This is a genomic window from Shewanella sp. SR44-4, assembly GCF_014163715.1.
Taxonomy (GTDB): Bacteria; Pseudomonadota; Gammaproteobacteria; order Enterobacterales; family Shewanellaceae; genus Shewanella.
Window position 1 is genome coordinate 63,201 of record NZ_JACJDU010000002.1, and the last position, 12,690, is coordinate 75,890.

The 12,690-nt window shown below is 41.8% G+C and carries 10 protein-coding genes and 1 pseudogene; 7 read left to right on the plus strand and 4 right to left on the minus strand.

Features of this window, described 5'->3' with window-relative positions; translation table 11 throughout:
* Positions 1–162: 162 nt before the first annotated feature.
* The 3 genes and pseudogenes from H5125_RS22325 to glnA form a co-directional block, all read right to left on the minus strand.
* Entirely contained in the window at positions 163–711 is a 549-nt protein-coding gene (locus tag H5125_RS22325) for a type II secretion system protein (RefSeq protein WP_162022113.1), read from the minus strand.
* A 44-nt stretch (positions 712–755) separates the two neighbouring features.
* Positions 756–1,334, minus strand: a pseudogene (locus H5125_RS22100) (diguanylate cyclase domain-containing protein).
* Between the two features lie 104 nt (positions 1,335–1,438).
* Positions 1,439–2,848 (minus strand): glutamate--ammonia ligase, encoded by a 1,410-nt coding sequence (glnA, locus tag H5125_RS01560; protein ID WP_101084941.1) that lies wholly within the window; start codon positions 2,846–2,848, stop codon positions 1,439–1,441.
* Positions 2,849–3,328: 480 nt separating this feature from the next.
* Here glnA and typA point away from each other — a divergent pair, with 480 nt between their 5' ends.
* The 6 genes from typA to H5125_RS01590 all read left to right on the plus strand — a co-directional run bounded on the left by typA (position 3,329) and on the right by H5125_RS01590 (position 10,516).
* A complete protein-coding gene (gene typA, locus H5125_RS01565) occupies positions 3,329–5,140 on the plus strand; it encodes a translational GTPase TypA (RefSeq protein WP_101084940.1) in 1,812 nt (603 codons plus the stop codon).
* Between the two features lie 330 nt (positions 5,141–5,470).
* Positions 5,471–5,782 carry a pyrimidine/purine nucleoside phosphorylase gene (locus H5125_RS01570; RefSeq protein WP_011635813.1) on the plus strand — a complete coding sequence of 104 codons (312 nt, stop codon included), beginning with the start codon at positions 5,471–5,473 and terminating at the stop codon, positions 5,780–5,782.
* Between the two features lie 130 nt (positions 5,783–5,912).
* Positions 5,913–6,437, plus strand: a complete 525-nt coding sequence (locus tag H5125_RS01575) for a DUF4124 domain-containing protein (protein WP_182743303.1) — start codon at positions 5,913–5,915, stop codon at positions 6,435–6,437.
* Positions 6,438–6,576: 139 nt separating this feature from the next.
* Entirely contained in the window at positions 6,577–7,614 is a 1,038-nt protein-coding gene (gene glnL / locus H5125_RS01580; protein WP_101084938.1) for a nitrogen regulation protein NR(II), read from the plus strand.
* A 36-nt stretch (positions 7,615–7,650) separates the two neighbouring features.
* Positions 7,651–9,063 carry a nitrogen regulation protein NR(I) gene (gene glnG, locus H5125_RS01585; protein ID WP_101084937.1) on the plus strand — a complete coding sequence of 471 codons (1,413 nt, stop codon included), beginning with the start codon at positions 7,651–7,653 and terminating at the stop codon, positions 9,061–9,063.
* Between the two features lie 223 nt (positions 9,064–9,286).
* Positions 9,287–10,516 carry a sensor domain-containing diguanylate cyclase gene (locus tag H5125_RS01590; RefSeq protein ID WP_182743305.1) on the plus strand — a complete coding sequence of 410 codons (1,230 nt, stop codon included), beginning with the start codon at positions 9,287–9,289 and terminating at the stop codon, positions 10,514–10,516.
* A 116-nt stretch (positions 10,517–10,632) separates the two neighbouring features.
* On the opposite strand, the gene H5125_RS01595 is transcribed toward H5125_RS01590, so the two are convergent.
* Positions 10,633–12,009, minus strand: coding sequence for a GntP family permease (locus H5125_RS01595; RefSeq protein ID WP_182743306.1), 1,377 nt, complete (start codon positions 12,007–12,009; stop codon positions 10,633–10,635).
* 139 nt (positions 12,010–12,148) lie between these two features.
* Between H5125_RS01595 and H5125_RS01600 the strand changes: the two genes are divergently transcribed.
* The gene (locus tag H5125_RS01600; RefSeq protein WP_182743308.1) at positions 12,149–12,661 is read left to right on the plus strand and encodes a gluconokinase; all 513 of its coding nucleotides are present in this window, start codon (positions 12,149–12,151) and stop codon (positions 12,659–12,661) included.
* The last annotated feature ends 29 nt before the right edge of the window (positions 12,662–12,690 follow it).

Genomic DNA, 12,690 nt, shown 5'->3' on the forward strand with positions numbered 1-12,690 from the left:
CGGTATAAATATCATATTCCTGAGTGAAATCCTCTACAAATTTACGTTAATCACAAATATTTCAAGCAAATGGGAGCCACAAAACAATAAATGCCATAAAGTTAACATGGCATTTGTCTAAAGAGGGTAATTTGAGGTGATACTCGCGAATAACAAGAGCACTTAACACTCGTCAATATCGACGACAACTAAAGGTGACTCTCCTGCAACTTGTGGCTGAGAGTATCTAATTTCACATTTATTCGCAGCATAATCCGCATTAGGACGAATACGTAACCCGCTTCGATTATTAACATCGTATGTTGTGATGTTAAATTCACCACCGCTACCGTTGTCGGCAATGTTAATCATCCTGATGATACCTGCTGAGGTATGACGCGGATATCCGTAAGCTAGAGTCACTGATTGGCCTTGTACTGTAATACTATTGCCCAAACCATTACTGGCTCCAGGGGCCGTTTCATCGCAACTGGCGCTTATCACGCAAGCTGAATAGACCAAAGTTTTACCGCTGTTAATTGCTGCTGCAACACCCTGCATACTGCTCGCGTAAGCATTACTTTTTAAATCGATAAATTTCGGAGCAACCACGACAGCAAGAATGCCTAAAATAATAATCACTACCACAAGTTCTATTAAGCTAAACCCTTGCGGCTTACGCCACGAAAAACAACCATGATTAAATGAGCATGTATGTATCAATTTAGACATCCTGCAGCCAAATAAAAAATAACATTAATCTCTATTCTAAAATATTAATCAGCCAGTATCACCTGACTTTTGCCGGCATGTTTAGCCTGATACATCGCAACATCAGCACGATGGATTAAGCTATCTGTATCGCTATCAACACCATTATAAATGGCAGCGCCAATACATGCACTAATGATTAAAGAATGTGAGCCTATTTGAAAAGGTTGTTTGATCAGTTTAAGAACACTGTTGGCAGTGGCCATAACAGCGTCACTGTCGATATCATTCGGTAAAAGTAATACAAACTCGTCACCACCATAACGCGCAAGAATTTCACTCGGAAACAAATGCTTACTTACCTGTTAACCAATTTTGACTAGCAAAGCATCGCCAATGCCGTGCCCGTAAGTATCATTAATGACTTTGAATCCATCGAGATCGATAAAAAGGATTGAGAACGGCTGTTTTTTATCCCGTAAACGCTCAGTTGCCTGCCTGTTCGACAACCGATTAGCGAGTCCAGTCACCACATCATGATTGGCTAAATGTAACGCTTTAGTTTTGGCAATAACTAAATCTGCAGTGCGATCTCTGACTCGTTGAGATAACTCTTCACGGCTGTTTATCACCTCTTCTGACATTTGCTGAAAACTATCATTCTCACCTCTTTTGAGCAAAAAAAAACCCGATAATCAATTATCGGGTTTTTTATTGGTTTGCTTGTTTAAGCAATTGTATTCAAGAATTACAAGCTGTAGTACATCTCAAACTCAAGTGGGTGAGTAGTACGTGCAACACGTTCTGCTTCAGCCGTTTTAAGTTGGATATAAGACTGGATAAAGTCTTCGCTGAATACGCCGCCTTTAGTCAAGAACTCATGGTCAGCTTGTAAATGTTCAAGTGCGTTTTCTAATGACGTTGCAACCTGTGGAATTTCAGCAGCTTCTTCAGGAGGTAAGTCATATAAATCTTTATCCATTGCTTCACCTGGGTGGATCTTGTTTTGAATACCATCAAGACCAGCCATAAGTAATGCTGAGAAACCTAAGTATGGGTTTGCATGTGGATCAGGGAAACGCGCTTCGATACGACGGCCTTTAGGGCTTGGTACCACTGGAATACGAATTGAAGCACTGCGGTTACGTGCAGAATATGCAAGCATTACAGGCGCTTCAAAATGTGGCACTAAACGCTTGTAAGAGTTAGTGCTTGGGTTAGTGAACGCATTCAATGCACGAGCATGCTTAATAATGCCGCCAATGTAATAAAGCGCTAAATCACTCAAACCAGCATACTTATCACCTGCGAATAAGTTTACGCCGTCTTTAGCTAAAGACTGATGCACGTGCATGCCGCTACCGTTGTCACCAACGATTGGTTTTGGCATAAATGTCGCTGTCTTACCATAAGCATGCGCCATGTTATGAACAACGTATTTTAGAATTTGAATTTCATCAGCTTTCTTAGTCAACGTGTTGAAACGTGTTGCGATTTCGTTTTGACCCGCTGTTGCTACTTCGTGGTGATGCGCTTCAACTACTTGACCCATTTCTTCAAGTACTAAACACATTGCCGAACGTAAATCTTGTGAAGAATCAACTGGTGCAACTGGGAAATAACCACCTTTCACCATTGGACGGTGACCCGTGTTACCTTCTTCATAGCTCTTAGCCGAGTTCCATGATGCTTCTTTTGCGTCAATCTTAACAAAACAACCTGACATGTCGGTACCAAAACGGACATCGTCAAATAAGAAGAACTCTGGCTCTGGACCAATCAATACTGTGTCAGCAATACCAGTAGAAATTAGGTAAGCTTCAGCTTTTTTAGCAATTGAACGTGGGTCACGATCATAACCTGTCATAGTACCAGGTTCTAAAATATCACAACGAATAAGCGCTGTTGTTTCTTCTGTGAAAGGGTCTAATACGAAAGTGGTTGGATCTGGCATTAGCACCATGTCAGATTCATTAATGCCTTTCCAACCTGTAATTGAAGAGCCATCAAACATTTTACCGTCTTCAAAGAAATCTTCATTTACTTGATGAGAAGGAATAGAAACGTGCTGCTCTTTACCTTTAGTGTCGGTAAAGCGTAAGTCTACAAACTTAACTTCTAACTCTACAAGTTGTTTTAAAACTGATTCAACTGACATTCTCAAGCCTCCGGTAGGGTAAAGGGTTGTCCCTTAAATAATTTTGCTATTCGCCAGATGATGCACCTGGAAAACGAATCTTTTCATAATTATCAGCAATAAAGCGATATTCATGCCAGATCGCTAACTAATTGATTTTATGAAGATGAGAAAGTTTCCAAATCTTCTAAATCATAACCTTGCACCAACCTCGTGCACCACTATGTTTCATCATGGTGCAAAAGTCCATAATGGTGCGTCATGTTAATGTTGCTGTTTTAGCCAATGTCACAGTTTTGTCTTACACCATGGTTATGCTTCATATATATACGTTTTATGCTGTTTATTAATCCATAGCAAGCGATAGATTTACAAGTGTTCAAAAATAATCCTATCTACAAAAGCTGCTGTGAAGTAGAATGGCACGCTTTTTTACAGTAGCTATAATCTATAACTACTGTTAGATCCTTTTTTTTTATTTGCTGGTTTAGAGGTTTATCCGTGCTAGAGAATTTACGTAACATCGCCATTATTGCCCACGTTGACCATGGCAAAACAACCTTGGTTGACAAAATGTTGGCGCAGTCAGGAACCCTTGCATCTCGTGGAGAAGCTACTGAGCGGGTTATGGATTCTAACGATCTTGAAAAAGAACGTGGGATCACCATTCTGGCAAAGAACACTGCCATCCAGTGGAACGACTACCGTATTAATATCGTAGATACTCCTGGCCACGCCGATTTCGGTGGTGAAGTTGAACGCGTTCTATCTATGGTTGACTCAGTATTATTGTTGGTTGATGCAGTTGATGGCCCAATGCCACAAACTCGCTTTGTAACCAAGAAAGCATTCGCTCAAGGCCTTAAGCCAATTGTTGTTATCAACAAAATTGACCGTCCAAGTGCTCGTCCAGATTGGGTTATTGACCAAGTATTCGATTTATTCGTTAACTTAGGTGCCACTGACGAACAACTAGATTTCCCAATCGTTTATGCTTCGGCATTAAATGGTTTTGCAACGTTAGATCCAGATGTAGCAAGCGATGATATGACGCCGCTATTCCAAACTATCGTTGAGAAAGTAGCTTTCCCAGATGCTGATGCAGAAGCTCCATTCCAAATGCAAATTTCTCAAATCGATTATAACTCATACGTGGGTGTTATCGGTATTGGCCGTATTACTCGTGGTAGCGTTAAGACTAACCAACAAGTGACCATTATTGGCGCTGACGGTAAGACACGTAACGGTAAAATGGGCCAAGTATTAGGTTACATGGGTCTTGACCGTACTGAAGTGCCAATTGCAAATGCTGGTGACATCGTTGCTATTACAGGTTTAGGCGAGCTTAAAATCTCTGATACTATCTGTGCAGTGAATGCAGTAGAAGCAATGCCACCGTTAACTGTTGATGAACCAACACTAACGATGACATTCCAAGTAAACACTTCTCCGTTCGCGGGTAAAGAAGGTAAGTATGTTACTTCACGTAACATTCTTGAACGTTTACAGACTGAATTAGTTCACAACGTAGCACTTCGCGTTGAAGAAACAGAAAGTCCAGACCGTTTCCGCGTTTCAGGCCGTGGTGAATTACACTTATCGATTTTAATTGAAAACATGCGTCGTGAAGGTTATGAATTAGCCGTATCTCGTCCAGAAGTTATTCTAAAAACAATCGATGGTGAGCTACATGAACCATACGAAACTGTAACAGTTGACGTTGAAGAAGATCATCAAGGTACCGTAATTGAAAAATTAGGTGTTCGTAAAGGCGAAATGAAAGACATGCAGCTTGATGGTAAAGGTCGTGTACGTATCGACTTCGTTATCCCAAGCCGTGGCTTAATTGGTTTCCAAACCGAATTCTTAACAGCAACATCTGGTACTGGTCTAATTTATCATTCATTTGATCACTACGGTCCACACAAAGGTGGCGATATTGGTCAACGCGCTAACGGCGTATTGATTTCAAACGCAACAGGTAAAGCACTAACATTCGCTCTATTTGCTTTGCAAGACCGTGGTCGTATGTTTATTGGTCACGCTGCTGAAGTGTATGAAGGTCAAGTAGTGGGTATTCATGCTCGCTCTAACGATTTGACAGTAAACTGTTTGAAAGGTAAGCAGCTAACTAACATGCGCGCATCAGGTACTGATGAAGCACAAGTATTGACTACGCCTATCACATTGACTCTTGAGCAAGCTCTTGAATTCATCGATGATGATGAATTAGTTGAAGTAACTCCTAAGAACATCCGTGTTCGTAAGAGATTCTTAACTGAGAATGAGCGTAAGCGTAATAACCGCAGTTAATTACCATCAATGAGTGGCAACGTCTGCCACTCATTGAGATCTAAAAAGCCCAGATGCATGCATCTGGGCTTTTTGTTGTCTAGTCTATACAGGAGGCTAAAAATATTGGTAGCAAGCGGTGACGAGCGAAAGAGCCTAGGACGCTGCGCTGCTAGTACGCTCCGCGGCTAGAGGCTATAAAGTCAACAGCTTAGCAGCGAAGCGACTCTAGCAGGACGCAGTCCGCCCTAGCAGCGAAGCGGCTCTCGTGATACAACATGAAAACATTTAACTAGATATTTTACGTAAACGCAGATAGATTCAAACCAAGATCATTTTTAGGGAAAATATATGAGTATGTTGCAACAGGTAAGCGTCGCTAAAAAAGCCAATGTGTATTTTAACGGTAAAGTGATAAGCAGAAGCGTAGTATTAGCTGATGGTAGTAAACAAACTTTTGGTGTGGTATTGCCTGGTGAATATGAGTTTTCTACGGCTCAAGGTGAAATAATGCAGGTTATTTCTGGCAAGTTTGACGTGTTATTACCGGGTAAAACTGAGTGGGTTGCATATGCTGAAGCAAGCCAGTTTGAGCTTGCACCAAATGTGAGCTTCAGTATCCGAACAGATCAAATTTCAGAATACTGCTGCCAATACATCTAGTGTTGTTGCACCTAAATAAACAATAGCGGTTTAATATTGCCGCTTCGATTCAGCTTAACTAAACAGTTTAAGCTGATTTTTTTTATAAAAACGTCTACTCTATTAAAACTGTCGTTTTATGGAGTACATCATGCGCCTTATCATACTTATTAGTTTGCTATTATTGAGCGCCCAAAGTGTTGCTACCGTATACCGTTGGGTAGATGAAAATGGCAAAGTTCATTACTCAGATGAACAAAAAAATAATGCCGAAGCTGTTGAATTAAATGAAAACACCCAAAACAACATGACGATTGACACCCCAACAAAAATCAATGTCATCCCAACAACAGAAGCATCAATTAACTACACGATTTCGATTACCTCTCCCCAAGAAGAAGCTACTGTGCGTGACAATAATGGCGCATTTACCGTGTCAGTGAGCGTCACCCCTCAATTACCTCGTGGCGTGCTAATGACATTATTAGTCGATGGTATTATCACTGCCCCAGCTCAAGCATCGAATATATTCCAATTAACGGGCATTAATAGAGGTCAACACTCGTTGGTTGTTAACGCTGTAACACAAAGCGGCAAAGTCCTTGCATCAAGCTCTCCTAGAAAGATATTCCTTCACCAAGCATCTGTATTTGGACCTGCAAAAAAGTCTAGCTGATGAAGATAAAAATCAGTTTATTCATTAGCTTATGAAATTTTGCGTGACTATTTATCTTACAAAGTGCTTGTGTGTTCCGGGTTGTGATATGCACCAAAGTGGTGCATTATAATGGTGCAACCCTATACTAGGACGGCTAATGGACACAAATAACCTTCTCAATCACTTAGTCACCGCAGTGCTTGTTATTAATAACGAGCTCAAGCCGAGCTATGCTAATGCCGCGGCCGCACAATTATTGGGAGTAGGTAACCATAAGCTACTCGAGCAAACGCTTCCTGAGCTTTATCAACTGATGGGGGTTGAGCCACAATTACTACGCGATGCCATTAATGCCGGCCAGGGACTCACGGTCAATACCGCCGCATTAATCACCCTAGACGGCCAACATCACACCATTGATATCACCTTGATGCCAATTGAAAATGACAATAACCTCAGCATTTTAGAATTACGTCAAGTAGACCAACAACGTCGCATTCATCAGCAGCTTAATATGGACGCCCAACAGCAAGCTGCACAGTTTTTGGTACGTAATTTAGCCCATGAAATTAAAAACCCGCTGGGCGGCCTTAGAGGCGCTGCGCAGTTGTTATCGCGAGAGCTCGACTCGCCCGAATTAAAAGAATTTACCAGTCTGATTATCGAACAAGCAGATAGATTACGTAATTTAGTCGACCGTTTACTTGGCCCACAACGACCAACGCAGCATGCTGAACACAATATCCATCAAGTGATTCAAAAAGTGCTTAAGTTAGTCGAAATGGCACTGCCAGACAATATCTGCTTAAAACGAGATTATGATCCATCGATTCCAGATATTCAGATGGATCCAGATCAAATGCAGCAAGCCGTATTGAATATTGTGCAAAATGCGATACAAGCGTTAGAACATTGTGGTGGCGATATTGTCATTCGCACTCGCACTCAACATCAAGTCACCATTGGAACACAGCGCTATAAAGTGGTACTCGCCTTATCCATTATTGATAACGGCCCCGGTATTCCTGCTGAGTTAATGGATACCCTCTTCTACCCTATGGTCACCGGACGTGACGAGGGTTCAGGGTTAGGATTATCCATTGCGCATAACATTGCCCGATTACACGGCGGTCGCATTGATTGTGTTTCGGCACCAGGCCATACCGAATTTATTATTAACCTGCCATTACAATAACTAGCATGCCCTTTGTAGGCAGAATGAGGTAGTAACATGAACATTAGTGAACAAGTTTGGATCCTCGATGATGATAGTTCGATCCGTTGGGTACTCGAAAAAGCCCTTAAAGGCGCATCACTGTCAACGGCTAGCTTTGCTGCTGCAGAATCCTTGTGGCAAGCTTTAGAAGCATCACAACCTCAAGTCATCGTTTCAGACATCCGCATGCCAGGTACTGATGGCTTAACCTTGCTTGATCGCTTACAACTGCATTATCCGCATATTCCAGTGATCATCATGACCGCCCACTCAGACTTAGACAGTGCCGTGAGCGCATATCAAGCAGGTGCATTTGAATACCTACCAAAACCATTTGATATTGATGAAGCCATTAATTTAGTTGAACGCGCACTCACACATGCAACAGAGCAAGCACCACAACCCGTTATTGATACCACCATAAAAACCCCTGAAATTATTGGTGAAGCCCCGGCAATGCAAGAAGTGTTTCGTGCCATAGGCCGATTATCTCGCTCATCTATCAGTGTGCTCATCAATGGCCAATCTGGTACTGGTAAAGAATTAGTCGCTGGTGCATTGCACAAACACAGCCCGCGTAAGGACAAACCCTTTATTGCATTAAATATGGCTGCCATCCCAAAAGATTTGATTGAATCTGAACTCTTTGGCCATGAAAAAGGCGCCTTTACTGGTGCCGCCAACGTGCGCCAAGGTCGTTTTGAACAAGCCAATGGTGGCACGCTATTTTTAGATGAAATCGGTGACATGCCAATCGATGTGCAAACGCGATTATTACGAGTCCTTGCCGACGGCCAGTTCTATCGTGTCGGCGGTCATCAAGCAGTGCAAGTTGATGTACGTATTATTGCTGCGACGCATCAAAATCTTGAGGTGCAGGTGCAAAAAGGCACCTTCCGCGAAGATTTATTTCATCGCCTCAATGTGATCAGAGTACACTTACCGCCGTTATCGCAGCGCCGTGAAGACATTGCCCAACTCGCCAATCACTTTTTAAGCACCGCAGCGAAAGAGATTGGCGTTGAACCCAAAATACTCACTAAAGAAACCGCGGTAAAATTGGCTAACCTTCCTTGGCCGGGTAATGTTCGTCAACTTGAGAATACTTGTCGTTGGTTAACCGTAATGGCGTCCGGACAAGAAATTTTACCGCAAGATTTACCACCAGAATTGCTTAAAGACCCAGTAGCAACCCAGCAGAAACAAGCTGGAGCAAGTGACTGGCAAACCGCATTAACTGATTGGATTGATGAAAAGCTGGCTGCAGGTGAAAGTGATTTACTCACTGAAGTGCAACCTGAATTTGAACGTATTTTACTTGAAACAGCACTAAGACATACTCAAGGCCATAAACAAGAAGCCGCTAAACGTCTAGGTTGGGGTCGTAATACCCTAACGCGTAAATTAAAAGAACTGTCGATGGACTAAAAACGAAACGACGCAGGGGAGCCATAATGATGTAATAACATTATGGCAATGACACTTTTATGAAAATGCTATGATCTTAACAACGGTAAGTGCGAAGATGATCTCATATTGCCGAGTTTACCCAGTTTACACATCACATCAGGGTACAAATAACCAAAAGCGCTAGAATATTTATCGAGTAAAAATGCTACATTAAAATATAACATTCAAACAAGGAACGATTTTGGATTTTGATGCTCATTATGGTGTAGTTATTCATCAAGATTTTATACCACTTTATGCCGATGATAATTATGCAAAAATCTTCGGTTATAATACAGCTCAAGATATTTTAGCGCTAAAGAGTGTTCTAGAGTTAATCGATCCCGAACTACAGGATGTAGCCACACACACTTACTACGCATTAATGAGTGGTATAGAAAAACCTCAGGTACGCAGCTACGTTAACCGTAACCGTTTAGGTTTGAAACTCAATATATTAGCTATTGAACATATAGTTGAATGGCAAGGACGATCAGCCCTACAAATCACGATTGTGGATTTAACTGAATCTACAACACTTAAACAAGCTTTAGTACAAAGTGAAAGTCGCTATCAGCAATTAGTCAATGGATCTGTACAAGGCGTATTAGTACATCGCAACTTTAGCCCGCTATATTGCAATCAGACATTAGCACAACTATTCGGTTACCCTAATACTCAAAGTATTATGTCACTCGCCTCAATTTTGGATGTGATTGAACCAAGCTATCAAGAACAGCGCCTAGACGCTAACGCTGCGTTACTCGCGAATAAAGTTAAACCTCATCCTGTTGAAATCAAATGCCTACACCTTAGCGGTCGTATCATATGGGTGAAATTAATTGAGACGGTGATCAGTTGGGAGCAGCAACCCGCTATTCAAGTTACCATGATCGATGTCACCGAATCTTATTTATTAAAAGACAAACTCGATAAACAAATCTATGTTGATTACCTCACAAAAGCCCTTAATCGACGAGGGTTAATCCATTTTAGTCAGCAATTAATGACCCATAGCACCCTTGTGCATGAACACCTTTATTGTGTCTTAATGGGTATAGATGATTTAAAGCAAATTAACCATTTGTTTGGCCATGATATGGGTGATAAAGCGTTAATTCACTTTGCTCAGCATTGCCAAAGTAAGCTTGCTGAAACTGACTTAATCGCCCGTTGGAGCGGTGATGAATTTATTGCCATCATTCAAGCTAGCAGCAAAAATATTGCACTAAAAATAGCCGAGAGTATTCGTCATAGTATCGAACATACGGAGCTAATCGAACCAGAAAGCGGTAAGCACATTCGCTTTAGTGCCTGTGTCGGGTTATCTAACTGGCAAGCTGACGACACTATCGACCGCCTTATTTTGCGTGCAGATTCAGCGTTAGAACAAGCCCGATCACAAATCACTAGCCAGCTAGTGTTTGCATAACCTAGAATCATAAATACACTAAATTAAGCCAATATTCTGGCTAACAAAAGCCGCTATTGCGGCTTTGTTAGTATTAAAACGTCAATTCATCACTGTTAATGATAACCGATTGATATTTAAAACAGTATGCTCAAAATACCAACAATGATAAAAGCTATGGTGCCGAGTAAGGTTTCCATCACTGTCCATGTTTTTAACGTGGTTTTCTCGTCCATTTCCATCAAACGCCCTACCAGCCAAAAACCGGAATCATTAAAGTGCGATAACACCGTTGAACCACCAGCAATGGCAATCACAATAAAACATAAATCAGCAGCGCTTAATCCAGCCGTTGCCGCAACCATGGGCGCAATTAATGCAGCTGTAGTGGTTAATGCCACAGTTGCAGAACCTTGCGCCACCCGCAAACAGGTGGCAATAACAAATGCGGCCACAATTAACGGCATACCGGTATCGGATAATGCATCTGCTAACGCTTGGCCTATACCACTGGCACGTAACACACCACCAAACATGCCACCAGCACCCGTGACTAATATCACCGCACAAATTGGCCCTAATGAATCGCCACACAGTTTTTCAAGCGGTTGCATGCCGTAGTCTTTAGCAAAGACCACCAAACACACTAATAAGGTAATCAGCAATGCGATGGGCGTCTTACCCAGCATTCGCAGTAATTGAACTAATGGCAACTTACCATCAATAACTCCTGCTACCGCTAAGGTATTTAACCCCGTATCCATAAAAATGAGTATCACAGGTAACACCAGAATCGACATCACTGTAGCAAACTTGGGGATCTTGTCGACATCGATAATAGGTGCGGTGCTGAAGAAAACTTTCGATACGGGAATATCAAATTTTTTGCCTGCATATAAACCAAATATGTAAGCGCCGATATACCATGTAGGGATTGCTACCATCATGCCAACAAATAGCAATAAACCAATGTTGGCGCCAAGTAAGTCTGCAGCCGCTACCGGTCCAGGGTGTGGCGGTACAAAAGCATGCATCACCGCAAATGCACCCGCAGACGGTAAAGCATACTTAAGTGGTGAGTCGCCAAAGCGTTTAGCCACGCTAAAAATAATAGGCATCATTACCATTAAGCCAGCATCAAAAAATATTGGAAAACCAAACAACAGCGAAGCGATACCTAACGCTAGCGGCGCTTTATCTTCACCAAAGCGGCTAATCAAGGTATCGGCAAGCACTTTAGCACCGCCAGTGACCTCTAAAATCTTACCTATCATAGCGCCAAGGCCGACTAATAAGGCAACTGAAGCCAAGGTGCCACCAAAACCCGCCATCATAGTCGGCACTACTTGATCACTGCTAATGCCACTTGCCAGTGCAGTGGCCACACAGACTAATGTTAACGATACAAAAGCATGCAATTTCATTTTAATAATTAGGATCAATAACGCGATAATGGCGAGTGCAGCTATCATCAACAAGTAGGTCGGGTCTGCGATTTGTACCATTGTGTCCATACTATATTCCAAAGTGATTAATGAGAGTGCTAATTCGAATTCACAAACCTTAATGAGATCAGTAAACTCAAGTTATAAACTGAGTTACGAAAAAATAAGCCTTTAATTATATAAGCTTATATTAAGGAATGGTAAGAGAATGACAGGAAAATGCATTATTGTAATGGGTGTGTGCGCATGTGGTAAAAGCAGCGTAGGTGAACTGTTAGCAAAAATGATGAATGCCACTTTTGTAGATGGTGACGATCTTCACCCCCAGGCCAACATAGAAAAAATGGCCCGAGGAGAACCTCTAAATGATGCTGATAGAGCACCTTGGTTATCGCGTATTGGTGATCTAGCTTTAGAATTTAACAACCAAAATAAAACCGTGATTATTGGTTGTTCTGCACTAAAAAAATCCTATCGGGATCTAATTCGGCAAGGTAATCAACAGGTCGGTTTTTTATATTTGCAGGGTAGCTATGAATTGATTTTGGCACGAATAATGGCCAGAAAAGGTCACTTTATGAAACAAAACATGGTCGACAGCCAGTTTGCCACATTAGAAGAACCCACTAATGAGCCATTAGTGGTGACTGTCGATATTAACGCCAGTATTACAGACATAGTAAAGCAGGCTTTGGCGCAATTTAACGCTCTGGGATTTTAATCTCTATATCTAACCTGTGTCAGCTTAAT